Source organism: Enterobacter sp. MALB-1, assembly GCF_041021625.1.
Classification (GTDB): Bacteria; Pseudomonadota; Gammaproteobacteria; order Enterobacterales; family Enterobacteriaceae; genus Enterobacter; species Enterobacter oligotrophicus.
In genome coordinates this window covers 1,099,571-1,125,902 of the sequence record NZ_JBDPJL010000001.1, presented here as the reverse complement: position 1 = coordinate 1,125,902, position 26,332 = coordinate 1,099,571, and the positions used below count along the sequence as shown (strand labels likewise).

Below are 26,332 nucleotides of genomic sequence, written 5' to 3'. Positions count from 1 at the left end.
GGGATATGACATGGGAAAGAAGATGCCATACAGGTGGCTCTCTTGCTGCCTGATATCTGTCTCCGCCATCGCCGCAAACCCTGCGGCGATGATTAATACTGGCCAGCTTCGCGAAACGCAGGAGCTACCCTCGCTGAATGGTCGCGTGGCACCCGTTGCAGGCAAAGCCGCGCCCGGAACGCTCCAGCTAAGCGAGGCGGTTAACCGCGCCGTCACCTGGCATCCTGCCATCAGCGAAGCGGTCGGCAAACTCTATGAACAGAGCGAAAATGTAGACGTCGCCAAATCGAAATACTACCCGCAAATTAACGCCGGAATGGAAAATGGCTATACCCACGACGGCAGCGATAATGGCTTTACGCCGTCGCTGGTGCTCTCACTCTCACAAATGCTCTACGACTTTGGCAAAGTGGCAAGCCAGGTGCGTGCCGAAAGCGCTGGCGTCGCCCAGCAGCAGGCTAACGTGCTGGTCAGCATTGACACTATCGCCCACGATACCGCCATCGCGATGGTACAGGTGCAAACCTGGCAGCAGATGGTCGATACCGCCAAAGAACAGCTCAATGCGCTCTCCTCCATCGGCACACTGACCAAACAGCGCAATGACGAAGGGGCGACATCGCTCTCTGACGTGGTGCAGACCGATGCCCGTATTGAAGGCGCACGCGCCCAACTCATGCAGTACCAGGCCAGCCTTGACAGCGCCCGCGCCACGCTGATGAGTTTTCTTGGCTGGGACAACCTGCACGACGTCAGCAATGAATTTCCGCAAAATCTGGCCCGCAGTTGCGATATCGCCGAGCCGGACGATCGGCTGGTTCCGGCGGTATTAGCCGCCTGGGCACAGGCTAACGTTGCTCAGGCCAACCTCGACTACGCCAATGCGCAGATGACGCCGACCGTCTCGCTGGAGCCGGAAGTTCGCCACTACCTCAACGACCGCTACGCGGGCAACGAAACGCGGGATCGCACCCAGTATTCCGCGTGGGTCAAAGTGCAGATGCCGCTCTACCAGGGCGGTGGCCTGACGGCCCGCCGCAACGCCGCCGGACACGCGGTGGAGTCCGCCCAGTCTACCATCCAGCGCACGCGTCTCGACGTGCGGCAAAAACTGCTGGAGGCGCGCAGCCAGGTGCTGAGCCTGATGAGCACGCTGCAAATTCAGGGTCGCCAGGAAGCGCTCAGCGCCCGCACCCGCGAGCTTTATCAGCAGCAGTATCTTGATCTCGGTTCGCGCCCTTTGCTCGACGTGCTCAACGCTGAGCAGGAGGTCTATCAGGCCCGTTTCACCCAGCAGCAAACCGCCGGACAACTGCACCAGTTGCAGTTGAACTGCCTGTACAACACCGGGCGTCTGCGTCACGCGTTCGATCTTGAAAACCGAACCATCCAGACCGTGGAGATCCAGCCATGAAGCAACGCGATATCCCGCAGGATGAAACGATAGCAGATGATGCGCTGGAACAGTGGGCGCAGGCGTTTGGCTACGTCGCGACACGCTACCGTGTCGCCTGCTCTCCCGGTGCGCTGGTAGCCGGTGCGCCGTGGCTGAAAGGCAAACCGATGGTCCCTGCCCTAACCCAGCTTGCCCGCGAGGCCGGGCTGTCGTTTCAGTTGCTCACGGCGGATCAGCAGTCCATTAACAGCTGGCGCTTGCCGGTGGTGGTGGCGCTGAACGACGGTAAAATTGGCGTGATCGAACATTTCGACGGCGAGGATACGCTTGAGGTCAGCTTTTTCGACGATCAAACGCACACCAACCGTCTGTCGATGATGGCGATGCTGCCTGCCATTCGTCACATCATCGCCCTGCGCCCGCTGGCGGCCCTGAAAGACAGCCGCGTAGATGCCTATATCTCGAAATATCGCCCGGACTGGCTCTACCGGCTGGTAATGCGCGACCTGCGTCCTTACAGCTGGGTAATGCTCGCCGCGCTGTTTATCAACGTACTTTCGCTTTCGGGGATCGTTTTTTCCATGCAGGTCTACGACCGGGTGATCCCCGCCCAGTCCTACCCGACGCTCTACGTTCTGACCATTGGCGTGCTGATCGCCACGCTGTTTGGCTTTGTGCTGCGCGTGGCGCGCGGGCACATTATGGATCTGCTGGGGAAACGTTCGGATCTGCGCGTGTCGGATCGCGTCTTCGGCCACGCTCTGCGTCTGCGTCACAGCGCCATTCCCCGCTCCACCGGTAGCTTTATTTCTCAGCTGCGCGAGCTGGAGCAGATCCGCGAGATGGTCACCTCTTCCACCATCTCCACGATTGTCGATCTGCCGTTCTTTTTACTGTTCGTGGTGGTACTGGCGATCATCGCCCCGCAGCTGGCGTGGATCGCCCCGGTGGCGGCGGTGATCATGGTGCTGCCCGGCCTGCTGCTGCAGAAAAAACTGGCGGAGCTGGCGAAGCAGTCGGCGCACGAATCGACCCTGCGCAACGCGGTGCTGGTGGAGAGTGTGCAGGGGCTGGAGGACATCAAGCTGATGCAGGCGGAAAACCGTTTTCTGCAGCAGTGGAACAGCTATATCCAGATCACCGCGGAATCCGGCCTGCGCACCCGCGAGCTGACGCAGAACCTGATCAGCTGGGGGATAACCATCCAGAGCCTGGTGTATGCCGCGGTGATTGTGGTCGGTGCGCCGATGGTGATCGACGGCACGTTAACCACCGGCTCGGTGGTCGCCGCCTCGATGCTGGCCTCGCGCATGATCGCCCCGATGGCAACGCTGTGTGGCGTGCTGGCTCGCTGGCAGCAGGTCAAAGCGGCAAAAGAGGGGCTGGACAGCATTATGCAGCTCCCGACCGAAAATCAGCGCGAAGAGACGCCGATCCGCCAGGACGTGCTGCGCGGCCACTACCTGTTCGAGCAGGCGCAGTTCCGCTATCACCCGGACGATCCGCGCATGGCTTTACGCATAAACCGCCTGGAGATCAAGCCCGGCGAGAAAGTGGCGATCCTCGGGCGCAACGGCGCGGGCAAATCGACGCTGCTGCAGGCGATGGCGGGCGGAATGGATCTGGCCGGCGGCGAACTGCGGCTCGACAACCTCAGCCTGCCGCATCTGGACGTGGCGGACGTGCGGCGTAACGTCGGGTTTATGACTCAGAACGCGCGGCTGTTCTACGGCACCCTGCGTGAAAACATCACCCTCGGTATGCCGCGCGCCACCGATGAAGAGATCTTCGGGGTGCTGGAAATGTGCGGCGCGGCGGGCTTCGCACAGAAACTGCCGAAGGGGCTGGACTACCCGATTATGGAGAATGGCGTGGGGTTATCCGGCGGGCAACGTCAATCCATTCTGCTGGCGCGTATGCTTCTGCGCGATCCGAATATCGTGCTAATGGACGAACCCACCGCCTCCCTTGATGAGCACACCGAGCGGGAATTTATCCAGCGCCTGAGCGCCTGGCTCGGCAACCGCACCCTGGTTGTCGCCACTCATCGCGTACCGGTGCTGGAGCTGGTGGAACGCGTGGTGGTACTGAAAGAGGGCATGCTGGTGATGGACGCGCCAAAAGCGCAGGCGCTGAGCAACAGCCGCATGCAGCAACAGCAGCAGGCAACCGGACGGGAGTGGAAAAATGAAAATCAGTCAGCGTGACGTCGCCGCAATGGAAGACCTGGACAACGCTCTCGACTCTGAGAGCGGCTACACCGGCGCACGGCGGATTGTGATTTTCTCCCTGCTGCTGTTTATGGCGCTTGGCGTCTGGGCATGGTTTGGCGTGCTGGACGAAGTCTCCACCGGGACCGGGAAAGTGATCCCCAGTTCGCGTGAGCAGGTTTTACAGTCGCTGGACGGAGGGATACTCACTGAACTCAACGTACACGAGGGGGATCAGGTGCAGGCCGGACAAGTTCTGGCACGGCTTGATCCTACCCGATCCGAATCTAACGTTGGTGAAAGTGCGGCGCGCTACCGGGCCTCGCTGGCCTCCAGCGCACGTCTTTATGCGGAGGTGAACGATCTCCCGCTGAAGTTCCCCCCTTCGCTGGCGAAATGGACCGATTTGATCGGGGCCGAAACGCGCCTTTATAACTCACGTCGTGCGCAACTGGAGGACACTCAGCGGGAATTACGTTCGGCATTAGATCTCGCCAACAAAGAGCTGGCGATCACCCAACGGCTGGTGAAAACCGGTGCCGCCAGCCACGTGGAAGTGCTGCGACTGCAACGGCAAAAAAGCGATCTTGAACTCAAGCTCACCGACGTGCGCTCGCAGTATTACGTGCAGGCGCGCGAGGCGTTATCCAAAGCGAACGCAGAAGTGGATATGGTTTCGGCGATCCTCAAAGGACGCGAGGATTCCGTGGCCCGTCTGACGGTGAAATCTCCGGTACGCGGGATCGTGAAGAACATCAAGGTCACCACCATCGGCGGCGTCATTCCGCCGAACGGTGAGCTGATGGAGATCGTGCCGGTGGACGATCACCTGCTGATTGAAACCCGCTTGTCGCCGCGTGATATCGCCTTTATCCACCCGAACCAGGAGGCGCTGGTCAAAATCACCGCCTACGATTACGCCATTTACGGCGGGCTGCACGGCGTGGTCGAAACCATTTCGCCGGACACCATTCAGGACGAAGCTAAGCCGGAAGTGTTCTATTACCGGGTGTTTATCCGTACCAGTCAGGATTACCTGGTGAATAAGGCGGGCAGGCATTTCTCGATTGTACCGGGGATGATTGCGACGGTGGACATCAAGACCGGGGAGAAAACGGTGCTGGATTATATGATTAAGCCGTTTAACAGGGCGAAAGAGGCGTTGAGAGAGCGGTAGTAAAACGCCGGGTGGCGGCTGCGCCTTACCCGGCCTACATTTCAAGTCGTTTAAACCGCACTAACGCTCCTATGGTGAGAGGGTTAGGAGGAGGGGAACATTACCCCGTATACCGCTCATTCCAGGCGTCTGAATATTGAACATTCCCATCAACATAGCGCCACGTGATTTTCTCATAGCGCAATTGAATGCTTTCCAAATGCCCTGTCCCCGGACAGTTACGCGTATCGTGCATAATTGGTGTAATGGAGACGGCTTTTACGCCTTCCATTAAAATATTAAAGTATTCAACTTCCTGCCCTGCGTCATTAATGTGATACCACTTTATTTCAGCAGACCGTAGAGTCTGCCCTGTTGCGACGGCACGGTAAAGATACGGGGAAGCACTATCAATTTCCTTTTCAAACAAGGATGGGGCGTGCTGACGTGTTCCTGTCAGTTTTCCAGTAGACCCATCGACGGGGATACTCAGATTGTGTGTCAAACCACGTAATTCAATACTCCCCTCCCGATGTATCACATCAGAAGAACCTTTAATAAGGTTTCCTGCATCATCTTTCAACCATAAATGGACTGGTACAGCCATCTTAACACTCCTTATTAATCATACAGCCACCGCCCCGCCTCTGCGGATTTAGCAAACATTCTTACGGTTAAAGGCTTTGAAACTTGTTCAATGGGTTTATCAGTAAACCACTTTCTAAAAAACCATGCGCGAAACCACGGATAATAAGCGCTGTAATTCATCATCGAGAGATCAACATTAAACTTCACGCTGAATTTATCCATACAAAAAACCAAATCATCATCTTCAGCGTATTCCTGGAGAATATCATCCAACTGTAATGGAATGAGTTTCCCGGTAAATGTACCGAGTACGGGTAATTCATTCTGGAAAAATTCCAGAACCTCTTGTTCTGTTACCATACGCGATCTTTCTCGTGCGCAATAGTGTTGTACGTTTTAAGTGTTTTATAACATATCTGAATCAAATCACTGGCGACCATTGTCCATCCAACCACAGGCAGTCCTCTCCCTACAAATGCCCCCAGGTTTGTTACATACTTAGGCTTTAAGGTAGTAATGCTCGCTTCGGTTAAAGTAGGTAATCTTATCGGCAACTGGACATTAAGATATTGACGCATGTATTTGGATGCTATGGACGTTCCTGCTGTGGTTCCATAAGGTTTGTTTCTTGTCTTTAGTAATGGCAATCCTAAAATGATACAACTCACTGTAACCGCATCCATTATCCCACCGAACTGCTCTTCAATTTTATCTAATAAAATCCAGAAAAATAGTTCTCCTGCCGATATGTTGCAGATACCTTTGTAGAAGTACGTTCCATCTAATTCCTCGACCGTATCCATACACGCCTTCATGCCTGATTTTATTAATAACAAACACCATACACCTCTTAAATGACAATGTTGATAAAATGAACCTTTATAGATTCCTAAATAGCAATTAATGAGATTCTTTAAGCGTCCATTGCTTTGGCGTTTTGCCTGTATAAGCCCGGAAGATAGCAATAAACGCACTGACGCTGCAATAGCCGCATGATAGCGCAATCCACCCTACCGGTTTTCCGGCGGCCAGCCACTCCATCGCCCGGACGACACGGGCAAGCTGCCGCCAGTTAACGAAATTCATACCTGTTTCAGCACGGAATCTTCGGTTAAACGTACGCACACTCATTCCCGCGTGACGAGCGTGGTGCTCAACCGTGTGATTATCATCGACACATTGCATCAGGTGACGGGTCACCTTGCTGAGCCTTGAATCCGCAGGCATGGGCAACAAATAGCGATTCCGCGCGGAACGAGCCAACTCATCCAGCAGAACAGAGAGCATCCGCGGATCATGTTCGCTTCCCTGTTCGCTGAGACGCATAAAAAGCGCACTGGTCAGGTCATCGGCATCAAACAGCGTAGTTTCGCCAGGCAATGCGCTACAGCATGCTGAATCAAGATAAAGCGAGCAGCCTTCAATGGCGCTTTCAGAAGAGGCAGCATGAAGCTGACCCGGCGGGACCCATACAATGTGTTTCGCCGGTACAACCGAGCGCCCTTTGTGCGTCTCAATGACCATCAGACCTGTCGTAATTCGACAGAGCTGTCCGGCTTCATGACGATGCCATTGCGTATGATGACCTGTGCGATGGCGCAGTAACTCAGCAGTAAACATGATAATGGCCGAAAATCGTTATTCATTGTCGTATTACAGAAACTACGTCATTGGCTGTCAAGGATAATGGGGGCTCATCATCAAAAGGAGCGCAACCATGAACATCATTAATACCCTCTTATCCGCCACAGACAGCGTAACGCTGCGTCAGAAAACCGAAGCGTTTCTGACCGCATTATTTACAGGCAATCTTGATCCAGCAGAGGTTTTCTCTCCTGATTATCAGCAATACACCGACGGCAACCTGCTTGATTTTCCGGGTTTTGTGCAACATCTTAGCCACGTTCGTCTGCACACCCGCAGCGTAACATTCAGGGTTGTACAGGCTTGTTGCAACGACACTCTTCTGGCGGATCGGCATATCGTTACGGTCGTTTATCCTGGAGGGAATCAGGCTGAGATTGAGGTGTATATGTTTGCAGCGCTGCGCGAGGGGAAAATCTGTCGGATAGATGAAGTCACGCGGTTAATCAGTGGCGAAATGAGTGACCGCGCTTTGGCTCACGCAACCCACTGACGTTACTCAGCCGGAAGCGTCGGGGTGTTAATATACACTCCGACGTAGCGCACAAATTTCCCGATAAACACCCCCGCAAAGACACCGCCAGAGAGGATCGCAAAGGCGCTCATGGCGGGCTGCTGCAGCGTTTGCGGGGAAATAGCGCTTGTCACGCCCAGTACATATTTCACCAGAAACGCCAGCATCATAAAGGGCAGCGCGGTGTAATCAGCCTGACGGGAAATACTGCGCGGCGCAGCGGCACGGGTCACCGCGTTTGTCTTAATCAGTACATAACCCAGCGCCGCGCCCGCGAGAATACCCGCCATCCACAGCGTGACGGTGGCAATGGTCAAATCGCGATAAACCACCAGATCGTAAATATCCCAGACCAGAAAAATCGCCGGAATGAGGGCTAATTTCTCCAGCGTCACGGTGGCAGGTTTGCGGGCCTTGATACCGCGGGAGATCAGAAAAACAAACAGAACCCACACCCAGACGGGCGTGTGCGTCACAATACCGGTAAGGAATTCAAACATGGGATTCACCATGGCGATCGCGGCCATTACCGCACCGGGTAAGTATTGCGCATAACGGCGTAACCGCCATCATGCGCACGTCAGTTACAGTGACACTTTCAGGCGTCTGACCGCCTCTTTCAGTTGTTCATCCGTTGGGGTAACGAATGACATGCGCAGCGTCGTGTGGTCCGGCTCGTTACAATAGAAGAATTCGCCAGGCACAAACACCACGCCGTTGCTTAACGTTTTCTCCAGCCAGCGCGTGGTATTAATGCCATTGTTCATTTTCGCCCACAGGAACATCCCGCCTTTTGGCTTGTGGAACGACATCACATCCCCCAGCTCCGCTTCCAGCTCGCTCGCGAAGGTCTGGTATTTCTGGCGATAGGCTTCACGGATCATGTTGATTTGATCGGCCAGACGGCCGGTTTTCAAATACTCGTATGTCATCAGTTGCGACAGCGTGCTGGTATGCAGATCCGTGGTTTGCTTGAGATTGACCACCGCGCGCTTCAGCCACTCCGGCACGATCACCCAGCCCACACGCGTACCCGGTGCCAGAATTTTGGAAAACGTAGAGGTATAAACAACGTTATTTTCATTGCCAATCGCTTTTGCGTGCGCAATTAACGGGCTGAAAACTTCATCGGTATAATTAATTTCGCTGTAAGGATCATCTTCAATAATGACGAAATCATATCGCTTCGATAATTCTACCAGTTGTTTACGACGCGCTTCAGAAAGCGTTACACCGCCAGGATTACCAAATGTCGGTACAATATAAACCGCTTTAATGGTTTTATTTGCCACCAGAGCTTCAAGCTCGTCGACTTTCATTCCGTCGCCATCTGTCCCTACAGACTCAAATTGCGCCTGTGCCAGGCCAAATACCTGTAATGCAGCAAGATACGTAGGTCTTTCTACGACAACGGTATCACCCGGATTAATTAACGCGCGCGCCAGCACGTCGAGAGACTGCTGCGAGCCGGAAGTAATGACGACATCATCGGCCTTACAGGCAATACCACGTCCCTCGCAGATGCGTTTAATTTCCTCGCGCAGACCCGGTACGCCTTCCGTCAGTCCATACTGGAAAGCCTCGCCAAAATGCTGTGATAACACAGCATCCGCAGCAATTTTTAGCCCTTCATGGTCGAACAGATCCGGGTTTGGAATACCGCCCCCCAGCGAAATCACGCCCGCCATTTTGCTATGTTTTAATAATTCACGGATGGCAGATGATTGCAGGCCCTGCGCGCTGCTGGCGAGTTTGTTTGCAGACATTCTTCGATTACCTTCTTTTTTATATTGTGCCCAATCTTAGCAGAATATGGGCGATAAATTCCGTTAGCTTCGGGAGCGGCCGTAAATCCTGACGCCACAACAGATGCACCGGCCTCGGTTCCGGAGTGAAATTCTCCAGCACCCGCACCAGCCTGCCGCTTGCCAGCTCTTCCGCCACCAGCACTTCCGGTTGCAGCAACAGCCCTGCCCCGGCTCTCGCCGCCATCCGCAGCCCGTAGCCATCGTTGCATCTTAAAATCGCGTCCCGCTTCCAGCGCACCTCTCCTTCCACGCCCGGCAGCCGCCACTCGTTGCGCGCGGTCCACACCGTGTGAGAAAGACAGAGATGATCCACCAGATCGGCAGGCGTTTGTGGCGTGCCGTGACGCGCTAAATAGTCCGGTGCGGCGCAGATCACCATCCGGTAGGGGCACAGGTATTTCGCCACCAGATCGTCGTTGCGAATGTCACCGATACGGATCGCCAGATCAACACCTTCATCCACCAAATCGACCATCCGGTTAGTGAGATCCAGCTCCACCCGTACTTCCGGATGGCGCTGTAAAAACGTGGCGGTTAACGGCGCAATCACACAGCCACCAAATGAGGTCGGTGCCGTCACGCGCAACGTTCCGGCGGGAGTAGCACGCAGCCGCTCGACCGCGCGCTCAGCAATGGAGAGCTGCTCCAGTACCCGCTTCGCCTCTTCAAACCAGACGCGCCCGGCATCCGTCAGGCTCTGGCGGCGCGTATTGCGCTCCAGCAGACGCGTGCCAAGCTGCGATTCCAGCCACGCAATGTACTTGCCCACCATCACCGCCGACATCTCCAGCCGGGCTGCCGCGCCCGTAAAGCTCCCGCTTTCAACTACGGCGATAAACGTTTCCATGCCGCGAAGTTTATCCATATTCCGAATCTCTGGTTAGTAATCCTCTAACTTTAGCCCAGTTTATCTGCATTTTAATTTATTAAAGAATGAAAGCTCACAACGTAAGGAGTCTGCTATGAAAATCGTCATTATTGGTGCCAGCGGTACGGTCGGTCGCGCCGTAACGGAAGAGTTGGAACGTCGCCATGAGGTGATCCGGGTGGGTCGCACGCAGGGCGATCATCAGGTAGATATCACCTCACAGGCGAGCGTACAGGCGCTGTTTGAAAAGATCGGCCCGGTGGATGCGATTGTGTCTGCCAGCGGTGGTCTCTACTTCGGCCCGCTGGAAACGATGAAAGACAGCGATTTTAACCAGGGGCTGCAGGATAAGCTGCTCGGGCAGGTACGCCTGGCGTTGACCGGGCAACACTACCTGAACGAAGGTGGCTCGATAACACTGATTAGCGGTATTGTGGCGCACGAGCCGATAGCCCAGGGCGTGAACGCCACCACGGTAAACGCCGCGCTGGAAGGGTTTGTTCGCGCGGCCGCCTGTGAGCTGCCGCGCGGTATCCGCATCAATCTGATTAGCCCGACGGTGCTCACCGAATCCGCCGAAGCGTACGACGGCTTCTTCCCCGGCTTTGAAAGCGTCCCCGCTGCAACGGTGGCACAGGCCTATCGCCGCAGCGTGGAAGGCGTGCAGAGCGGGCGGGTATATAAGGTGGGTTATTGATCCTTACGGGCGGAGATGAGCACCAGCATCGGGCGCTCTGCCTCTTCAGCCAATGCAGGCCAGGCGTCAATTTGCGCCTGCGTTGGTCCCCACTCATTGACTTCGCTTATTGTTAATCCGGCCTTGATCAGCGCGTTAAGCGTGGTGCCCAGCGTACGGTGGTATTTTATCACCCCGTCCGCCAGCCAGTTGCTGACGCGCTGGCTTTCATCCTGATAATGGTTCACGCCCCAGAACCGCTCGCCGCAGTCGTCCGTCAGCCAGCCCTGACGGGAGGCGCAGGTGCAAATCGGGTGCTCCATTGAAAAGACCAGGCTACCGCCGGGTTTGAGCACGCGCTGAACATGGGCGAATAACGTGTCCAGTTCCGGCAGGTAGTGCAGCACCAGCGAACTGTAGACCAGATCGAGGGTGTTCTCGTTGAGCCTGAGAGATTCCAGATCGCTACGCTGATAATGAATCTGTGGATCGGCGGTAAGCTCCGCTGCACGGGCGAGCATCTTTTCGGAGATATCTACGCCCGTGACGTCAGACGCGCCCAGCTCACGCGCCGCGCGGCAGAACCAGCCATAGCCGCAGCCGAGATCGATAACCGCTTTGCCGGTTAAATCCGGCAACATCGCCCTGAGCGCAGGCCACTCCGGCGCGCCGTCCAGCCCCTGCACCGAGCGCGGAAGCTGAGCGTAGCCTTCGAAAAACGCCGGGTTGTCGTAGATGTTTTGTGCCATGGCAGATCCCCCTTTAAGAATGTGCCTGGCAGTATACGGCATTGCCGGGTGGCGCTGCGCTTACCCGGCCTACGATTTGAGGGGTTTGGTAGGCCGGGTAAGGCGAAGCCGCCACCCGGCACCCATCAGCCCACTGAGCCCCAGACCAGATTCCCCTTGTGGAACGTCGCGGTGCGCGGAGAAATGCGCGCCACGGCTTCGGCAGAGCAGGAGGCATCCACCAGCACAAAACTGGCGTCATCCTGCGCTTTCGGCCACACGCGTTCACCCTTTTCGTTCAGCGGCAGCACGTCGCCTGTGGCGATACCTAATGCGCGGGAAAGTGTCTGCTCGTTCGGGCGGATATAGAGTTGCGCATAGAGGTTGGCTTTTTCCAGCATGTCTCCCAGCCCATACGGCGACCAGTGGTCGATCACGCTGTCGGTACCGGTCATGACAAACACGCCTTTATTCCGCAGTTGCTTCAGCGGCATGTGCAGGGTGCCGATGGGCACGGTAGAGGCAATGGTCACCTGCTGCGCCGCCATGCGGGTGGCGATCTCATCCACCTGCTGCTCGTTGAGCGTCGCCAGCGCAAAGGCGTGGCTAATGGTGAGTTTACCCTTCAGTTCCGGCGTTTTCTCGACGGTTTCCACCATATAGTTCACCGCCGCCACGCCCGCCGGGCTGGTTTCGTGCAGGTGAATGTCCACCCCTTTGTCGTGATCCAGCGCAATCTGGAACATAGTGTCGAGGGATTTCTCCATCGCGCCGTCCACGTTGGTTGGGTCCAGCCCCCCCACGTAATGCGCCCCGGCCTGCATCGCCTCGCGCATCAGCTTTTCAGAATTCGATAACAGCAATCCGTGCTGCGGGAACGCCACGATTTCACAGTCAAAACCTGCGCCCCGGCGCGCCAGCACCGCCTGCATATTTTCCAGGTTTTTCAGGCCGGAAACCGGCTCAATATTGCAGTGGCTGCGGGCGATGGTCGAGCCTTTCGACTGGAGCAGATCGATTAACTTTTCCGCGCGTTGCTGGGTATAAGGCTGTAGCTCCGGCAGCAGCTTTTGCTCAAGACGGATCATATCCTGAATGGTCGTTCCCGCTGGGCGATTGAGCGAACGCCACGGGCCGCCGTAAAACGTTTTATCCAGATGGATATGCATGTCGCGCATGGCAGGCAGCATCAGCTTTCCGCCTGCATCATAGTGCGGCAGGGTGGCGTCGGCGTGGCTTTTGTTATCGCGCAGGACGATGATTTTGCCGTCTTTAATCTCCAGCGTTTTGAGCTCAGTGCGGGTGCTCGTCGCCACGCCGCCGTCGAAATTAAATCCGGCCTCCAGCAGCACATTATCGAGGTAATAGTGTTTTGCGGTGATGTTCATCGGTTTGCCCGTTTCGCAGGTTGGCTTTGCGGTATCCGCAGCATACGCGACGGAACCTGTAGCGCCAAACAGCGCGCAGGCGGTAACCATTTTGCCGCTCTGGCTGATAAACTCGCGGCGGCTTTTGTTTTCACTCATCTTATCTTCCTTCATTCACAATATGGGTGCCGGTTTCCCCGCGCAGCGCCGCGGGCAGGCAGTCCGGCGAGGTGATGATCACGCGTCTGCCGCCGTGATGCAGGAATTCCAGCGAGGCGACGATTTTCGGCAGCATGCTGCCCGCCGGAAAATGCCCTTCTTCCATGTAGCGCGTCATCTGCGCCACGTTCACCGTGCTCAGCGCCTGTTGATTCGGCTTGCCGAAGTGGATGCACACTTTCTCCACGCCGGTGGTGATCACCAGCACGTCGGCGCGGATCTCACGCGCCAGCAGCGCAGTGGAGAGATCTTTATCAATCACCGCGTCAACGCTCTGGTAATCTCCCTGTTCAGTGCGAACCACCGGAATACCGCCGCCACCTGCGCCAATCACCACGAAGCCTTTTTGCGTCAGGGTCTTGATCGCATCGGCCTCGACAATGCGCAGCGGCTGCGGGGAGGCCACCACGCGGCGATAGCCACGTCCTGAATCCTCAACGAAATGCCAGTCCGGGTGCGCACGTTGCAGTTCGTCACGCTGCGCCTCGCTGAAAAATGCGCCGATCGGTTTCGTCGGGTGCGTAAAGCCAGGATCGTGTTTATCCACCTCCACCTGCGTGACCACCGTCACCGCTTTTTGCTCCCCGCGCGTCGCCAGGCGGTTGTTGAGCGCCTGCTGGATCAGGTAGCCGATACCGCCCTGGGTGTCTGCTACACAGTTCGCCAGCGGCGTCAGCGGCAATCCTTCCCGCTCGTGAGCAATCTCGGCGCGGCGAAGATCCAGCCCCACCTGGGGGCCGTTTCCGTGGGTGAGCACAATGTCATAGTCGGAGGCCAGCATCTCCAGCACGGAGTCAGCCACCGCCTTTACCGCCTGCGCCTGATGCTCAACCGACTGGCTGGCGTTGTCTTTGATAATGCTGTTGCCGCCAATGGCGACGACCATAAGCTCTTTCATACCTGCTCCTTCGCAACGGTGCCTGCTTCAGCGCTCGCCGCTTCGCGGCTATCGAGCACATGCTTCATCACAAACATGCCGCCCATCATCAGGTAGGCCGTAACGAACATCAGCGAACTGCCTTCGGCAAAGCCCACCGCTGGCGCATGGATCACGCCAAACAGCGCCAGCAATGCACCGACCGCCGCCGCCACCGCGCCGCGCAGCGGTTTGTTGATAATGGCGAAGATGGCGATACAGCCCCAGAGCATACTGGCAAGCGGTGCGCCGTTGCCCAGATGCACCAGCCCTTCGTAATAGATGCCTTTGCTGTGCAGCACATCGGTGCCAATTTTCGCGGCATTCGTCCCCGCCGCGCCCATCACACTGTTCATCATGGTCAGCGCCCAGTTGGCGATCCACGGGAACAGGCAGATGAAGATAACGGGCACCTCCACTTTCGGCGTTTCCCTCACCACCTGGTTGGCGGTGACAACGCCGATGAACACCAGTATCGGCACGATGGCGGTCATCGGAATGATGGCGAGCATAAACGCCCCCAGCCCGAACAGCGGCACGATGAACATGGTTACACCAGAGGCCAGCGTGTAGCCGATACTGGCTCCCATCGCTTTCCAGCCCGCGTGGCCGACGTAGACCGTCACCGGGAACGGGTTACCCATCAGGCAACCGAGCATCGACGCCAGACCGTTCGCCAGCATCACCTTGCGGGTCGGGTACTCATCCCCCGCCGCGTGGGCGCTTTCGATGTTTTCCAGGTCAAAAATGTAGTTTGCCAGCCCCAGTGGAACGGCAGACGCCAGATACGGCAGCGCGTGCGGCAAGCCCTGCATAAAGCCTTCGATATGCACGGACGGCGGGTTAAAGCCGAAGGAGGACATGGACGCTTTAATGGCGTCCGGGCTTTGCAGACCGGAGATCCACGCCAGTGCCGTACCGGCAATCAGCAGAAGCAGGCCCGTCGGGATTTTGGCGAAGATTGGCTTTTTGCCAAACCAGTTGATGAAGATCAGCAGCAGAACAATAAACGACACGGTGGGCGCTTCGAACGCCTGGAGCATCGGGTTCATCGCCAGCAGCAGCAGGCCCAGACCAGACAAGCACGACAGCAGCACAGTACGCGGGATCATCTTGCGAATGGTTTCACCCAGGAACGAACCGCCCGCCAGGATCATCGCTTCGACAAAGCACCACACCAGACCGATCTGAATGGCGAAATCGGCGTCACCGGTTTGCTGATAAACCGGCATCAGGACCAGGAAGGTCACGGTAAAAATCGACGGTGCGCTGGGGCCAGACGGCAGTGCGGTAACGTCCGTTCGCCCGCTCTGGCGCGCCATCTGCAGGCCAAACCACGCATAGCAGACGCTCGCCACCAGCACCGCCAGCCCGAAGGCTGGCGCGATGCGTCCATAAACAATCTCCTTCGGGATGCCGACGACAAAAATGAGCAGCCCCATCATGGTCAGCAAATTGGTCAGGTTGTTGGTCATCAACCCGAAATACGCCGCCCAGTCACCTCTTTTCCACTCCAGTTTCATGTTTTTCATGGATGCATGCCTTATAAAAAGTAGCGATCGCGGAAGGTCAACAGCGCCTTTTCAAAACAGCTAAACGGCGGGTGAACGATGCCCGCCCCAATCATGCCGATACCGGCGTCCTTGTGGGCAATGGCGGTGTTGATCACCGGCAGAATGCCGCTGCCCGCCACTTTCGTGATGTCAATGGCGGTCGGGATGCCCATAAAGGAGAGCAGCGGAATGGTGACGTTCGGGTTTTCGCCGAGCGTGATTTCACGCATCTGGCGGGAGAAGTCGATGGCTTCATCCACCGTACCGCCCACCAGCGCCACAATCGCCGGAGCCGTTGCCATCGCAAAGCCGCCGATGCCGTAGGTTTCGGTGATGGCGCTGTCGCCGATATCCAGCCCGGAGTCTTCCGGTTTATAACCCGCGAACATCGGGCCAATCACCTGCTGTGCCGGACCGGTGAACCACTGCCCCGGCAGGCCGGAGATGCGCAGGCCGAACTCGTAGCCATTGCGCGCCATGGTGGTGACTACGGTGCTGTACTCGATGCCGTGGGCGGCATCCAGCGCGGCTTTGCACATTGCCATCCACGTCGGGCCGGAGAAGTAGTCGCTGCTGGCGACAAACTCAAACACCTCGCGCTGCTGCTCGACCGGATAGCCCGCCTGAATCAGCCCCGGCGTCAGCGCCTGGATCAGCAGCGTGGTGCCCGCGTTGTTGCGGTTGTGGCACTCGTCGCCCATGTGCAGCGCCTGAGCCAGCATCAGGCGCAGGTCGATTTCACCGATGATCTTCATCGCGTCGCGCAGCATCGGGCCGAGCACGTCGCGCATCCAGTTCAGGCGGTCGATCACGCTCTGGTCGTTAGCCCCCATACGCAGAATTTTTGCCATCTGCTCGCTGAGGTTGGTGAACGCGCGGTTGCCGTAGGTTTTGTTCTCAACGATGTGCATAAACATCGATGCGGAGGTGACGCCCGCCATCGAGCCGACGCAGTCGTGCTCGTGGCACGGCGAAAAGGTGATCTCTCCAGAAGCGGCCACCCGTTCGGCATCTTTAATATCTTTCGCCAGCCCTTCAAACACCAGCGCCCCGGTGACTGCCCCTTTCATGGCTCCGCACATGTTTTCCCAGGAGACAGGCGGACCGGCGTGCAGAATGGTGGTGCGGGTCATGCCCGGCACAACGTTAATGGCCTGGTCGTAACCCACCAGCACCGGATGGGACTGAATAATGCGCTCAAGCGCAATCTTATTGGCGGCGGAGATTTTATCGGCCAGCGGTTTAGCCGCCAGTTGATCGAGGGCTTCCACCACCTGCATATTGCCCTGTCCCGGCGGCGTCCAGTCCAGTTGAGTCACGGGCACATGCTGTTTTTTGAGGTCGTCGCTAAACATCGCAATGCCGACGTTAATCACTTTCAGCGGCTGGTTAAATAAAGTCGTCATTATGCGTTCTCCCCTTTGCAGACAAATTCACGCGCCAGTAATCCGGTATTGGTACTGCTGCTGGCCCAGATGACGCCCGCATCGGTCAGCAGCTGGCACTGCTGCGCCAGCGATGGCAGATCCCGATCGGTGCCGAGCACGTAGCCGAGAATGTCCAGCGGACGGTTATCGGCCTTCGCGATTGCCTGCGCCTTTTTGATGGCGTCAATCATTACGCCCACCGGATCGTCGTGCGCGCCGAAGCCCAGCACAAAGTCCATGACAATCACGCCCACTTCCGGGTCGCGCGCCTCCTGTAACAGGCGGCTGATGCGGTTGGTCGGGTCGATCATCGGATGCGGTTTGCCGTTGGTGAAATCATCGTCGCCAAAGTCGAGGAAGGTATGGGCTTTACTGACGTTGATATCGTCCAGCCGTTTCGTCGGATCGGGCTGGATGTTGCTGTAAACATCGTCGTACTTCTCAAGTGCGGCAAACATTGCTTCGTCGCACAACGTGCCGCCGCAAAACAGGCCGCGAATGTACTTCTGCTGCGGGGTCAGGCGGGCGCGCACCTCTTCGATTAACGGCCAGTTGAGTGGGTGCAGATCGAGGGACTCTTTTTTGATGCCAGTAAGCAGAACCGCTTTTAGCGCAGCCTCTTTGGTGCCGCGTGCAAACTGCAAACCGTCTTCATCAGCAGGTGGTTCATTTCGACCGAGGAAGCAGACCACCACGGGCTTGCGGCAGGCGCGCGCACGGGCCAGCACCTTTTCAGCCACGGCTGGCGCTGGCGGCTTGGAGATGAGCGCAATCACCTGCGTGCCCTCGTCCGCTTCCAGCATGTCGATGGCGTCGAGCATCATCAGGCCGCCGATTTTTTCACTCAGATCGCGCCCGCCGGTGCCAATCAGCTGCGACACGCCGCCGCCGAATTCGTGAATGCGCACGCTCAGCTCCTGGCTGCCGGTGCCGGATGCGCCAATAATCCCAATCGGCCCACGGCGCACCGCGTTGGCGAAGCACAGTCCCGCGCCGTTGATGATGGCGGTGCCGCAGTCTGGCCCCATCATCAGCAATCCTTTCTCATGCGCCAGTTGTTTTAACGCCAGCTCATCGTCGAGCGACACGTTATCGGAAAACAGCATCACGTTGAGATCGTTTTCCAGTGCCTGACGAGCTTCGCGGGCGGCGAAGGTGCCGTTGACGGAAATGACCGCAAGGTTGCTGTCCGGGCGATGGGTTTTCGCGCTGGCAATCGTGGCGTAGCGCGCTTCATGGGAACCTGCACTCTCTTTACGGGTGAATAACGCTTCAATGGCCGCCAGCGTTTCATCATTCGCCGCGTCGCCTTTTATGACGATCATCAGGTCGCCGTTTTTGGCATCGCTTAATTCCGGCGTTAACAGCCCGAGGTTTTTTAATACGCCTTTGTTCATATCCGTCGCCATGGCCACAAATGCCTGTTCAACGCCCGGCAATTTATTGGCTTTGGTGGACACCGACATTAATGAGACCGAATCAAAATAAGTATTCTTTTTTATGACGATTTTGGTTGGCATTATTTTCTCCTGAATGCGGATAAAAGGGGGCCGCCATCGTGCAAAATGCACGACGGTTGAATGCTTTTTTAATGCGTGACCAGCCGGAAAAGGCTGGTCAAATAAATTATGCGCCCGCCGCCAGCAGCAGGTCCGCTATCGCATGGAAGCCTTTTTCCCGCGCCAGTTCGAGCGGGGTTTTGCCGTATTTGTCGGTCATGTGTGGGTTCGCGCCATTATCCAGCAGCAGTTTCACAATCTCCTGCTGTTTCGCGCCGCCGTCGTTTAATACGATGGCTTCCAGCAGCGGTGTCCAGCCAACGAAGTTGGTGTGGTTGACGTTGATATCCGTTTTCGCCAGCAGTTCACGCACGATCTCCACGTGGCCTTTTTCGCTGGCAGGCGTAATGCCGACACCGCCAAAGCGCGTCAGGCGATCCAGATCCGGGCCGGCGGGTAATACAATCCGCAGCAGGGTTAAATCATTGGTCAGGCAGCTAATGAGAAAAGGGTTAAAGCAGGTTTGATCCTGTTTATCAATGTCTGCACCCGCGGTAATTAAAAACTCCACACAGGAATAATGCTTATTCAGACTGGCGATAATAATGGCGGTTCTTTTCTGGCGGTTAGTGGCATTGATATCCACGCCTTTATCCAGGCAGGCTTTTAGTGCATCAACGTTGCCTTGCTCTGCCGCCAGCAGAAATTCAGTAACGAGTTCGTTTGCAGACATATTCAGACTCCCGGTGTTTTTATTTCTGATGACCTGAGAATAGCAACAGCCTGGTCATAAAAGAATCCGCTTAAAAATGATTCATCGACAGTCAATTCATTGTTGAGTTAAATTTAACAGTTCAGCGAAAACGTGCGCCTGTGCAACCTTTTTCTTATGTTTCACCGCTTTTTCGCCCGTCACACTGCATTATGCTTATGGCTGAAAAAACCTTGCACGGCGCGGCTCGCAGCAAAGAGTCAGAATTGTGACCGGCATCAAATACGTTGTAACGGCGTTGTTAAAATATGTTCAAAACTGATGGCAACCAGGAGCTGTGATATGAATTCCATCTTTACCGAAGAGAATTTACTGGCATTCACCACAGCGGCGCGCTTTGGCAGCTTCAGCAAAGCCGCCGGAGAACTTGGCGTCACGACCTCCGCGATCAGTTACACCATCAAGCGCATGGAAACCGGGCTGGACGTGGTGCTGTTCGTGCGCAATACCCGCAGCATTGAACTTACCGAGTCCGGCTTTTACTTTTACCGTAAAGCCACCGACCTGCTGAACGACTTTCACGCCATCAAGCGCGGGATTGATACGATTTCACAGGGGATTGAAGCGCGGGTGCGCATCTGTATTAATCAGCTTTTGTATACGCCACGGCACACCGCCCGACTGCTGCAGGTGCTGAAAAAACAGTTTCCCACTTGCCAGATCACCGTCACCACCGAGGTGTATAACGGCGTCTGGGATTCCATCATTAACAACCAGGCGAATATCGCCATTGGTGCACCGGACACGCTGCTCGACGGCGGCGGCATTGATTACACTGAGATTGGTGCCATTCGCTGGGTCTTTGCCATCGCGCCAGAACACCCGCTGGCGTTTATGCCGGAGCCGATTGCAGAAAGCCAGTTGCGCCTGTATCCCAACATCATGGTGGAGGACACCGCCCACACCATTAATAAGAAGGTCGGCTGGCTGCTGCACGGGCAGGAGGCGATTCTGGTGCCGGATTTCAACACCAAATGCCAGTGTCAGATCCTGGGCGAAGGGATTGGATTTTTACCGGAGTATATGGCGCGGGAGGCGGTAGAAGAGGGTTTGCTGGTGACGCGGCGCATCAATAACCCGCGTCAGGATTCGCGTATGTTGCTCGCCACACAGCATGCGGCAACCGGCCAGGTCACGCGCTGGATCAAACAACAGTTTGCACCAGAGGGCGTTCTGACCGGGATCTACAGCGATTTACTCTGGCGCGCTTAGTTTTTGGTCTGAACCCAAAAGGCGTGGATAAGGCCAGGGATGTAGCCCAGCAGCGTCAGAATGATGTTCAGGATAAACGCCCAGCCAAAGCCTTTCCCAAGCAACACGCCCAGCGGCGGAAGGATGATTGTAAAGACAATACGCCAAAAACCCATAATTTCTCCGTACAAGCAAAAGTCATTGTTAAAAAAGAGATTTAATCTCTAAGCGTAGCCATAATATCGGCAACTGCCATAGTGCTCTCAGGCTTTTACCTGCCTTTACCCTCTTTACACTGGCTTAAACTGTACCCTGCGCCAGACCTGAGCTAAGGTGAAGAACACGATGATGAGGAGGTGCTATGTTTTCTGTCGGCGATTATGTGCAACCGCGTAAAGGCGGCCCGAAACTGAAAGTGCTTGAAGTGAATGGCGATAGCATTGTGGCAGTTCAGGCCAGCAATGAACAAGGCGAGAAGTTTACCCTTAAAGCGGCGGAGGTTGCGCCGTACACAGAAGAGGGCGACTTTGGCGTCTGCTGAACAGGCAACCGGGCGGCGTATACCGCCCGGCTTTCTGATCAGATCAGGAAATCGTCCAGTGATTTACCGTTTGCCAGCGCATTGGCGATTGGCTTCGGCGTGCGGCCCTGACCGGTCCACGTTTTCTCTTCACCGTTCGCGTCGATAAAGCGATATTTCGCTTCGCGCGTTTTACGTTTTTTCACCTGATGACCCGCCTGAAGCAGTTCACTGCCCAGCAGATCGCTTGGCGAAATACCATCGGCTTTCATCAGTTCCAGCAGGGCGTTAATTTTATCCTGCTGCTCAGCACGCTGCTGTTCAAGCTCCGCTTGCTCGCTGCGTTTTTCTTCAGTGACAATCCTGACTTTTTCCAGAACTTCTTCCAGAACGTCCATGGATAATTCACGCGCCAGCGCACGAAGCGTGCGGATATTATTAAGATTCTGTAACGTCAAAGACATATTAATTGAAAACCTTTAATTGATGGATCAAACGAAAAATCAGACCAGAGGATAATTCATTTCATCTCTAATATCTACCCATAGGCTCTTTTTGCTAATATTGTAAATATTTTAAAGTATTTAAATTATATATCCGAGAAGAGGCATGCATGATTCTTCAGGTATTAATCATGCCATCAATATAATCTGCTCACTTTTCACTCAATCGAGGGAGGCCCGCACAGTGGGAAAATCCCCCTGTGCGAAATAAAAATAACCCATTGATTTAAATAACTAAAATAAGAAACGGGAAAGAAAATAACGAAGCGAGCAAAAAACAGGCAACCCTGGAGGATTTTATGGGAAAAACGGCATTAAATAAAAATTAATAGCTAATTGTTAGTTCAAAGCCAGAGATATACTCTATACACACCAAACAAAGCAATCTAAACCACTGCCTGGCTTAGAAAAAACGCCCCTATTATGCGCTTCTCAAGGAGTTCAGACATGTTCTCACCGCAGTCACGCCTGCGCCATGCGGTAGCGGATACCTTCGCGATGGTAGTTTACTGTTCCGTCGTGAACATGCTGATTGAAATATTCCTCTCCGGAATGACCTTCGAGCAGTCGCTCTCCTCTCGCCTGGTGGCGATCCCGGTCAATATCATTATTGCCTGGCCTTATGGTTTATATCGCGATGCGATCATGCGCGTTGCCCGTCGCATTAGCCCGGCTGGCTGGGTGAAAAACCTGGCAGACGTGCTGGCATACGTGACATTCCAGTCCCCGGTTTATGTCGCTATTCTGTTGACCGTGGGCGCAGACTGGCATCAAATCGCCGCAGCGGTCAGCTCTAATATCGTAATTTCGATGTTGATGGGCGCGGTATATGGCTACTTTCTCGACTATTGTCGTCGCTTGTTTAAAGTCAGCCAGTACAACCAGGCAAAAGCATAAGGTGAGGCGACTGGCTCATGCCAGTCGCAGGCTTATTGGACGTCGCCAAACAGTCCCTTCAGAAAACGTTCCAGCGCCATACGCGAGCTGAAACCATGCGGAATACCATAATGTTCATGCGTTTCTCCGCCTAAATAGAGCGGAAATTGCTGATAATGATCGCAGGTTTTAATATCCGAGGCAGGTTCAGCAAATGACAAACTTCTGTCTTTTAACGTTGGGTGAATAATCAAAGCCGTGCGCCCCATTCTCGCTTCACGGTTGACGTAAACATAATTCTCGCCACGGCGATATCCATAGGCTTTTGTGGTCACTGCATCCATGGTGAATCCCGCTTTTTCAAGAACGCGCGCCACCTCATCGGGTCGTAAATACATATCTCTTCCTCGTTATCTTTTCCTGCCCGGCAACCTTACAGTATTCAGCATTAGCAGGGCTTTCAGAATATTCCATAAACGGCCTGATAACCCGTGACTCACTTCAGCGATTAAATTCCTGGTCTAAACTTAACGGGAATGCAAAATTATGGAGGATCGTATGTTTAACAGACCGAACCGAAACGATATTAACGACGACGCCCAGGATATTCGTAACGATGTCAGCCAATTAGCGGATACGCTGGAGGAAGTGCTGAAGTCCTGGGGAAGTGACGCGAAGGATGAAGCAGATGCCGCAAAACGTAAGGCTCAGTCTTTGCTACGCGAAACACGTGCCCGGATGAACGGCCGTTCACGTGCAACGCAGGCGGCATGCGATGCGGTGAGTTGCGCCAGCACCTTTGTTCGTGAAAAGCCACTTTGTACGCTCGGTACAGTGGCCGCCGTGGGGATCTTTGTTGGTGCCCTGCTCAGCTTGCGTAAATAACGCGGAATACTGCGCATCCGCCCCGGTCGCCTCTGGCTCCGGGGCTTTTCTTTGTCTGAATCCCTGAAAAACCCGTACAGCCTGCCCTGCCGCGCTGTGCTCATCATCGTGGCCATATCAATCTAAATTTCCCATATCTTGTATGGTTGAAACTTATCACAACTACATCTAGTATTCCCTTTAGCAAGACACACACAACCTGACGCGACGAATCGCGCCGCCCTTTTATTCTAAATGGAAATACGAATCATGAGCATTATTATTTACACTCGTAACGATTGTGTTCAGTGCCACGCGACCAAACGCGCAATGGAAAGCCGCGGCGTTACGTTTGAGATGGTGAATGTTGACCTTGTCCCGGATGCCGCCGATACCCTGCGTGCGCAAGGCTTCCGCCAGCTGCCGGTCGTTGTCGCAGGCGAAACCAGCTGGTCCGGGTTCCGCCCCGACATGATTAACCGCCTTGCCGCTCAGGCCGCCAGTGCATGAGTGGGCTGGTCTACTTCTCCAGCAGCTCGGAGAACACGCTCCGCTTCATTGAGCGCCTCGGGCTGCCCGCGATACGTATCCCGCTTAACGAGCGGGAACGTATTCAGGTAGACGAACCTTACATTCTGATAGTGCCCAGCTACGGCGGTGGTGGAACCGCGGGAGCCGTGCCTCGTCAGGTGATCCGCTTTCTCAACGATCCCCACAACCGGCAGCGCATTCGCGGCGTGATCGCGGCGGGCAATCGCAATTTCGGCGATGCGTTTGGCCGCGCCGGGGATGTCATCTCTCAAAAATGCGGCGTGCCGTATCTCTATCGTTTTGAACTGATGGGGACACAGCAGGACGTAGAAAACGTGCGTAAAGGAGTGAACGAATTTTGGCAACGACAACCGCAGAACGGGTAATTCAGGCGACACCGGATTACCACGCATTGAACGCGATGCTCAACCTCTATGACCGCGAGGGACGCATCCAGTTTGGCAAGGATCATGAGGCGGTGGACGCTTTTTTTGCCGCTCACGTCCGTCCGAATAGCATGACCTTTGGGAGCCAGAATGAACGTCTCGACTACCTGGTTAAAGAGGGCTATTACGAAGAGCGGGTGCTGACGCGCTACGATCGCGCCTTCGCGGTGAAATTGTTTGAGCGCGCGCACGCCAGCGGTTTTCGTTTCCAGACCTTCCTCGGCGCATGGAAGTATTACACCAGTTACACCCTGAAAACCTTTGACGGTAAACGCTATCTGGAGAGCTTTGAGGATCGCGTGGTCATGGTGGCGCTGACGCTGGCGCAGGGCGATGAAACGCTGGCTGTGCAACTGACCGACGAAATCCTTTCCGGCCGATTCCAGCCTGCCACGCCGACCTTCCTCAACTGCGGTAAAGCCCAGCGTGGCGAACTGGTCTCCTGCTTCCTGCTGCGTATCGAAGACAATATGGAGTCGATTGGCCGCGCGGTGAACTCGGCGCTGCAGCTTTCGAAACGTGGCGGCGGCGTGGCCTTTCTGCTCTCAAACCTGCGTGAAGCGGGTGCGCCGATTAAGCGCATTGAGAACCAGTCCTCCGGCGTGATCCCGGTGATGAAAATGCTGGAAGATGCCTTCTCCTACGCCAACCAGCTTGGTGCTCGTCAGGGTGCAGGGGCGGTTTATCTGCATGCGCACCATCCAGACATTCTGCGCTTCCTCGATACCAAACGCGAAAACGCCGACGAAAAAATTCGTATCAAAACCCTGTCGCTTGGCGTGGTGATCCCGGACGTTACCTTCAGGCTCGCCAAAGAGAATGCTGAGATGGCGCTCTTCTCACCCTATGATATCGAACGTATCTACGGCAAAGCCTTTGGCGATGTGGCCATCAGCGAGCTGTACGATGAGCTGGTTGCTGACGATCGCATTCGCAAAAAATACATTAACGCCCGCGATTTCTTCCAGACGCTGGCTGAGATTCAGTTTGAGTCCGGTTATCCGTACATCATGTACGAGGATACGGTGAACCGCGCCAACCCGATTGCCGGGCGCATTAACATGAGCAACCTGTGCTCGGAGATTTTGCAGGTTAACAGCGCGTCCACCTATGACGAAAACCTGGACTACGCGGACATCGGCAAAGATATCTCCTGCAACCTCGGGTCGCTGAATATTGCCCACACCATGGATTCCCCCGACTTTGGCCGCACGGTGGAGACCGCCATCCGCGGACTGACGGCGGTATCAGACATGAGCCACATCCGCAGCGTGCCGTCCATTGAGGCAGGCAACGCCGCGTCGCACGCCATCGGGCTTGGGCAGATGAACCTGCACGGCTATCTGGCGCGGGAAGGCATCGCCTATGGCAGCCCCGAAGGGCTGGATTTCACCAACCTCTATTTCTACACCATCACCTGGCATGCCCTGCATACCTCGATGATGCTGGCGCGCGAGCGTAATCAGCGCTTTGCGGGCTTCGAGCAGTCGCGCTATGCCAGCGGGGAGTATTTCAGCCAGTACCTTGAAGGTGACTGGCAGCCGAAAACCGAAAAAGTGCGCGCGCTGTTTGCCCGTGCGGGGATCGTTCTGCCCACGCGCGAAATGTGGCAGCAACTGCGTGATGACGTGATGCGCTACGGCATCTACAACCAGAACCTGCAGGCGGTGCCGCCGACCGGATCGATTTCCTATATCAACCACGCCACGTCGAGCATTCACCCGATTGTGTCGAAAATTGAAATTCGTAAGGAAGGCAAAACCGGGCGCGTTTACTACCCTGCCCCGTTTATGACCAATGAGAACCTGGCCCTGTATCAGGACGCGTATGAGATCGGCCCGGAAAAAATCATCGATACCTATGCCGAGGCGACAAAGCATGTGGATCAGGGGCTGTCTCTGACGCTCTTCTTCCCGGACACCGCCACCACGCGGGATATCAATAAAGCGCAGATCTACGCCTGGAAGAAAGGCATTAAAACGCTCTACTACATTCGCCTGCGCCAGCTTGCGCTGGAAGGCACCGAAATTGAAGGCTGCGTGTCCTGCGCGCTGTAAGGA

29 protein-coding genes are annotated in these 26,332 nt (G+C 55.6%); 12 read left to right on the top strand and 17 right to left on the bottom strand.

Annotated elements, in window-relative coordinates; all coding sequences use genetic code 11:
• Positions 1–10: 10 nt before the first annotated feature.
• From ABGB15_RS05485 to ABGB15_RS05475, 3 genes are read left to right on the top strand one after another with little or no spacing between them, the layout of a single operon-like run.
• Positions 11–1,414 (top strand): TolC family outer membrane protein, encoded by a 1,404-nt coding sequence (locus ABGB15_RS05485; RefSeq protein ID WP_152081959.1) that lies wholly within the window; start codon positions 11–13, stop codon positions 1,412–1,414.
• Positions 1,411–3,603 carry a type I secretion system permease/ATPase gene (locus ABGB15_RS05480; protein WP_152081960.1) on the top strand — a complete coding sequence of 731 codons (2,193 nt, stop codon included), beginning with the start codon at positions 1,411–1,413 and terminating at the stop codon, positions 3,601–3,603. The genes ABGB15_RS05485 and ABGB15_RS05480 overlap by 4 nt, the downstream gene beginning before the upstream one ends.
• Positions 3,604–3,613: 10 nt before the next feature.
• Entirely contained in the window at positions 3,614–4,783 is a 1,170-nt protein-coding gene (locus tag ABGB15_RS05475; RefSeq protein WP_152084412.1) for an HlyD family efflux transporter periplasmic adaptor subunit, read from the top strand.
• Between the two features lie 100 nt (positions 4,784–4,883).
• On the opposite strand, the gene ABGB15_RS05470 is transcribed toward ABGB15_RS05475, so the two are convergent.
• The 4 genes from ABGB15_RS05470 to ABGB15_RS05455 all read right to left on the bottom strand — a co-directional run bounded on the left by ABGB15_RS05470 (position 4,884) and on the right by ABGB15_RS05455 (position 6,970).
• Positions 4,884–5,369, bottom strand: a complete 486-nt coding sequence (locus ABGB15_RS05470; RefSeq protein ID WP_215722653.1) for a type VI secretion system tube protein TssD — start codon at positions 5,367–5,369, stop codon at positions 4,884–4,886.
• A gap of 14 nt (positions 5,370–5,383) precedes the next feature.
• Positions 5,384–5,710 (bottom strand): DUF1493 family protein, encoded by a 327-nt coding sequence (locus tag ABGB15_RS05465; RefSeq protein WP_215722652.1) that lies wholly within the window; start codon positions 5,708–5,710, stop codon positions 5,384–5,386.
• Positions 5,704–6,153 (bottom strand): STM2901 family protein, encoded by a 450-nt coding sequence (locus tag ABGB15_RS05460; RefSeq protein ID WP_215722651.1) that lies wholly within the window; start codon positions 6,151–6,153, stop codon positions 5,704–5,706. Before ABGB15_RS05460 ends, ABGB15_RS05465 begins: the two co-directional genes overlap by 7 nt.
• A 97-nt stretch (positions 6,154–6,250) precedes the next feature.
• Positions 6,251–6,970: a helix-turn-helix domain-containing protein gene (locus ABGB15_RS05455; RefSeq protein ID WP_215722650.1), complete on the bottom strand. Its 720-nt coding sequence runs from the start codon at positions 6,968–6,970 to the stop codon at positions 6,251–6,253.
• Between the two features lie 97 nt (positions 6,971–7,067).
• Here ABGB15_RS05455 and ABGB15_RS05450 point away from each other — a divergent pair, with 97 nt between their 5' ends.
• The gene (locus ABGB15_RS05450; RefSeq protein WP_215722649.1) at positions 7,068–7,487 is read left to right on the top strand and encodes a nuclear transport factor 2 family protein; all 420 of its coding nucleotides are present in this window, start codon (positions 7,068–7,070) and stop codon (positions 7,485–7,487) included.
• A gap of 2 nt (positions 7,488–7,489) precedes the next feature.
• On the opposite strand, the gene ABGB15_RS05445 is transcribed toward ABGB15_RS05450, so the two are convergent.
• From ABGB15_RS05445 to ABGB15_RS05435, 3 genes are all read right to left on the bottom strand, one after another.
• On the bottom strand, positions 7,490–8,008 hold the full coding sequence (locus ABGB15_RS05445; protein WP_215722683.1) for a DUF6622 family protein: 519 nt from the start codon (positions 8,006–8,008) through the stop codon (positions 7,490–7,492).
• Positions 8,009–8,092: 84 nt separating this feature from the next.
• On the bottom strand, positions 8,093–9,274 hold the full coding sequence (locus ABGB15_RS05440) for a PLP-dependent aminotransferase family protein (protein WP_215722648.1): 1,182 nt from the start codon (positions 9,272–9,274) through the stop codon (positions 8,093–8,095).
• 19 nt (positions 9,275–9,293) lie between these two features.
• Positions 9,294–10,181: a LysR family transcriptional regulator gene (locus ABGB15_RS05435; protein ID WP_215722647.1), complete on the bottom strand. Its 888-nt coding sequence runs from the start codon at positions 10,179–10,181 to the stop codon at positions 9,294–9,296.
• A gap of 97 nt (positions 10,182–10,278) precedes the next feature.
• On the opposite strand from ABGB15_RS05435, the gene ABGB15_RS05430 reads away from it, so the two are divergent.
• Positions 10,279–10,881, top strand: a complete 603-nt coding sequence (locus ABGB15_RS05430; RefSeq protein WP_215722646.1) for a short chain dehydrogenase — start codon at positions 10,279–10,281, stop codon at positions 10,879–10,881.
• Here the strand turns inward: ABGB15_RS05430 and ABGB15_RS05425 are convergent.
• The 7 genes from ABGB15_RS05425 to ABGB15_RS05395 form a co-directional block, all read right to left on the bottom strand.
• The gene (locus ABGB15_RS05425; protein WP_313327601.1) at positions 10,875–11,609 is read right to left on the bottom strand and encodes a class I SAM-dependent methyltransferase; all 735 of its coding nucleotides are present in this window, start codon (positions 11,607–11,609) and stop codon (positions 10,875–10,877) included. The genes ABGB15_RS05430 and ABGB15_RS05425 overlap by 7 nt on opposite strands.
• Before the next feature lie 125 nt (positions 11,610–11,734).
• Complete coding sequence (locus ABGB15_RS05420) at positions 11,735–13,114, bottom strand: amidohydrolase family protein (RefSeq protein WP_369064116.1); 1,380 nt, start codon at positions 13,112–13,114, stop codon at positions 11,735–11,737.
• Position 13,115: 1 nt separating this feature from the next.
• A complete protein-coding gene (locus ABGB15_RS05415; protein WP_215722643.1) occupies positions 13,116–14,072 on the bottom strand; it encodes a carbamate kinase family protein in 957 nt (318 codons plus the stop codon).
• Positions 14,069–15,622, bottom strand: coding sequence for a xanthine permease (locus ABGB15_RS05410; protein ID WP_152081969.1), 1,554 nt, complete (start codon positions 15,620–15,622; stop codon positions 14,069–14,071). Before ABGB15_RS05410 ends, ABGB15_RS05415 begins: the two co-directional genes overlap by 4 nt.
• A gap of 11 nt (positions 15,623–15,633) precedes the next feature.
• Positions 15,634–17,049, bottom strand: coding sequence for a DUF1116 domain-containing protein (locus ABGB15_RS05405; RefSeq protein ID WP_215722642.1), 1,416 nt, complete (start codon positions 17,047–17,049; stop codon positions 15,634–15,636).
• On the bottom strand, positions 17,049–18,590 hold the full coding sequence (gene fdrA, locus ABGB15_RS05400) for an acyl-CoA synthetase FdrA (protein WP_215722641.1): 1,542 nt from the start codon (positions 18,588–18,590) through the stop codon (positions 17,049–17,051). Before fdrA ends, ABGB15_RS05405 begins: the two co-directional genes overlap by 1 nt.
• Before the next feature lie 106 nt (positions 18,591–18,696).
• A complete protein-coding gene (locus ABGB15_RS05395; protein WP_152081972.1) occupies positions 18,697–19,302 on the bottom strand; it encodes an ankyrin repeat domain-containing protein in 606 nt (201 codons plus the stop codon).
• 321 nt (positions 19,303–19,623) lie between these two features.
• Here ABGB15_RS05395 and ABGB15_RS05390 point away from each other — a divergent pair, with 321 nt between their 5' ends.
• Positions 19,624–20,553, top strand: a complete 930-nt coding sequence (locus tag ABGB15_RS05390; RefSeq protein ID WP_152081973.1) for a LysR substrate-binding domain-containing protein — start codon at positions 19,624–19,626, stop codon at positions 20,551–20,553.
• Here ABGB15_RS05390 and ABGB15_RS05385 read toward each other — a convergent pair.
• Entirely contained in the window at positions 20,550–20,708 is a 159-nt protein-coding gene (locus ABGB15_RS05385) for a YqaE/Pmp3 family membrane protein (protein ID WP_152081974.1), read from the bottom strand. The genes ABGB15_RS05390 and ABGB15_RS05385 overlap by 4 nt on opposite strands.
• A gap of 185 nt (positions 20,709–20,893) precedes the next feature.
• Here ABGB15_RS05385 and ABGB15_RS05380 point away from each other — a divergent pair, with 185 nt between their 5' ends.
• A complete protein-coding gene (locus ABGB15_RS05380; RefSeq protein WP_152081975.1) occupies positions 20,894–21,073 on the top strand; it encodes a hypothetical protein in 180 nt (59 codons plus the stop codon).
• A gap of 38 nt (positions 21,074–21,111) precedes the next feature.
• Here ABGB15_RS05380 and stpA read toward each other — a convergent pair whose 3' ends face one another.
• A complete protein-coding gene (gene stpA / locus ABGB15_RS05375) occupies positions 21,112–21,516 on the bottom strand; it encodes a DNA-binding protein StpA (RefSeq protein WP_215722640.1) in 405 nt (134 codons plus the stop codon).
• A gap of 486 nt (positions 21,517–22,002) precedes the next feature.
• Between stpA and alaE the strand changes: the two genes are divergently transcribed.
• Positions 22,003–22,452 (top strand): L-alanine exporter AlaE, encoded by a 450-nt coding sequence (gene alaE / locus ABGB15_RS05370; protein WP_215722639.1) that lies wholly within the window; start codon positions 22,003–22,005, stop codon positions 22,450–22,452.
• Positions 22,453–22,484: 32 nt separating this feature from the next.
• On the opposite strand, the gene ABGB15_RS05365 is transcribed toward alaE, so the two are convergent.
• Positions 22,485–22,829, bottom strand: coding sequence for a DUF2002 family protein (locus tag ABGB15_RS05365; protein ID WP_215722638.1), 345 nt, complete (start codon positions 22,827–22,829; stop codon positions 22,485–22,487).
• A gap of 160 nt (positions 22,830–22,989) precedes the next feature.
• Between ABGB15_RS05365 and ABGB15_RS05360 the strand changes: the two genes are divergently transcribed.
• The 4 genes from ABGB15_RS05360 (at position 22,990) to nrdE (ending at position 26,329) form a co-directional block, all read left to right on the top strand.
• On the top strand, positions 22,990–23,316 hold the full coding sequence (locus tag ABGB15_RS05360; RefSeq protein WP_152081979.1) for a DUF883 domain-containing protein: 327 nt from the start codon (positions 22,990–22,992) through the stop codon (positions 23,314–23,316).
• A 249-nt stretch (positions 23,317–23,565) separates the two neighbouring features.
• Positions 23,566–23,805: a glutaredoxin-like protein NrdH gene (nrdH, locus tag ABGB15_RS05355; protein ID WP_152081980.1), complete on the top strand. Its 240-nt coding sequence runs from the start codon at positions 23,566–23,568 to the stop codon at positions 23,803–23,805.
• Positions 23,802–24,212: a class Ib ribonucleoside-diphosphate reductase assembly flavoprotein NrdI gene (gene nrdI / locus ABGB15_RS05350; protein ID WP_152081981.1), complete on the top strand. Its 411-nt coding sequence runs from the start codon at positions 23,802–23,804 to the stop codon at positions 24,210–24,212. Before nrdH ends, nrdI begins: the two co-directional genes overlap by 4 nt.
• On the top strand, positions 24,185–26,329 hold the full coding sequence (nrdE, locus tag ABGB15_RS05345) for a class 1b ribonucleoside-diphosphate reductase subunit alpha (protein WP_215722637.1): 2,145 nt from the start codon (positions 24,185–24,187) through the stop codon (positions 26,327–26,329). The genes nrdI and nrdE overlap by 28 nt, the downstream gene beginning before the upstream one ends.
• The last annotated feature ends 3 nt before the right edge of the window (positions 26,330–26,332 follow it).

Bases quoted from the DNA above. Each gene is read 5' to 3' on its own strand.
- ABGB15_RS05485 (WP_152081959.1), top strand. From the start codon at position 11: ATGGGAAAGAAGATGCCATACAGGTGGCTCTCTTGCTGCCTGATATCT.
- ABGB15_RS05480 (WP_152081960.1), top strand. From the start codon at position 1,411: ATGAAGCAACGCGATATCCCGCAGGATGAAACGATAGCAGATGATGCG.
- ABGB15_RS05475 (WP_152084412.1), top strand. From the start codon at position 3,614: ATGGAAGACCTGGACAACGCTCTCGACTCTGAGAGCGGCTACACCGGC.
- ABGB15_RS05470 (WP_215722653.1), bottom strand. From the start codon at position 5,369: ATGGCTGTACCAGTCCATTTATGGTTGAAAGATGATGCAGGAAACCTT.
- ABGB15_RS05465 (WP_215722652.1), bottom strand. From the start codon at position 5,710: ATGGTAACAGAACAAGAGGTTCTGGAATTTTTCCAGAATGAATTACCC.
- ABGB15_RS05460 (WP_215722651.1), bottom strand. From the start codon at position 6,153: ATGGATACGGTCGAGGAATTAGATGGAACGTACTTCTACAAAGGTATC.
- ABGB15_RS05455 (WP_215722650.1), bottom strand. From the start codon at position 6,970: ATGTTTACTGCTGAGTTACTGCGCCATCGCACAGGTCATCATACGCAA.
- ABGB15_RS05450 (WP_215722649.1), top strand. From the start codon at position 7,068: ATGAACATCATTAATACCCTCTTATCCGCCACAGACAGCGTAACGCTG.
- ABGB15_RS05445 (WP_215722683.1), bottom strand. From the start codon at position 8,008: ATGTTTGAATTCCTTACCGGTATTGTGACGCACACGCCCGTCTGGGTG.
- ABGB15_RS05440 (WP_215722648.1), bottom strand. From the start codon at position 9,274: ATGTCTGCAAACAAACTCGCCAGCAGCGCGCAGGGCCTGCAATCATCT.
- ABGB15_RS05435 (WP_215722647.1), bottom strand. From the start codon at position 10,181: ATGGATAAACTTCGCGGCATGGAAACGTTTATCGCCGTAGTTGAAAGC.
- ABGB15_RS05430 (WP_215722646.1), top strand. From the start codon at position 10,279: ATGAAAATCGTCATTATTGGTGCCAGCGGTACGGTCGGTCGCGCCGTA.
- ABGB15_RS05425 (WP_313327601.1), bottom strand. From the start codon at position 11,609: ATGGCACAAAACATCTACGACAACCCGGCGTTTTTCGAAGGCTACGCT.
- ABGB15_RS05420 (WP_369064116.1), bottom strand. From the start codon at position 13,114: ATGAGTGAAAACAAAAGCCGCCGCGAGTTTATCAGCCAGAGCGGCAAA.
- ABGB15_RS05415 (WP_215722643.1), bottom strand. From the start codon at position 14,072: ATGAAAGAGCTTATGGTCGTCGCCATTGGCGGCAACAGCATTATCAAA.
- ABGB15_RS05410 (WP_152081969.1), bottom strand. From the start codon at position 15,622: ATGAAAAACATGAAACTGGAGTGGAAAAGAGGTGACTGGGCGGCGTAT.
- ABGB15_RS05405 (WP_215722642.1), bottom strand. From the start codon at position 17,049: ATGACGACTTTATTTAACCAGCCGCTGAAAGTGATTAACGTCGGCATT.
- fdrA (WP_215722641.1), bottom strand. From the start codon at position 18,590: ATGCCAACCAAAATCGTCATAAAAAAGAATACTTATTTTGATTCGGTC.
- ABGB15_RS05395 (WP_152081972.1), bottom strand. From the start codon at position 19,302: ATGTCTGCAAACGAACTCGTTACTGAATTTCTGCTGGCGGCAGAGCAA.
- ABGB15_RS05390 (WP_152081973.1), top strand. From the start codon at position 19,624: ATGAATTCCATCTTTACCGAAGAGAATTTACTGGCATTCACCACAGCG.
- ABGB15_RS05385 (WP_152081974.1), bottom strand. From the start codon at position 20,708: ATGGGTTTTTGGCGTATTGTCTTTACAATCATCCTTCCGCCGCTGGGC.
- ABGB15_RS05380 (WP_152081975.1), top strand. From the start codon at position 20,894: ATGTTTTCTGTCGGCGATTATGTGCAACCGCGTAAAGGCGGCCCGAAA.
- stpA (WP_215722640.1), bottom strand. From the start codon at position 21,516: ATGTCTTTGACGTTACAGAATCTTAATAATATCCGCACGCTTCGTGCG.
- alaE (WP_215722639.1), top strand. From the start codon at position 22,003: ATGTTCTCACCGCAGTCACGCCTGCGCCATGCGGTAGCGGATACCTTC.
- ABGB15_RS05365 (WP_215722638.1), bottom strand. From the start codon at position 22,829: ATGTATTTACGACCCGATGAGGTGGCGCGCGTTCTTGAAAAAGCGGGA.
- ABGB15_RS05360 (WP_152081979.1), top strand. From the start codon at position 22,990: ATGTTTAACAGACCGAACCGAAACGATATTAACGACGACGCCCAGGAT.
- nrdH (WP_152081980.1), top strand. From the start codon at position 23,566: ATGAGCATTATTATTTACACTCGTAACGATTGTGTTCAGTGCCACGCG.
- nrdI (WP_152081981.1), top strand. From the start codon at position 23,802: ATGAGTGGGCTGGTCTACTTCTCCAGCAGCTCGGAGAACACGCTCCGC.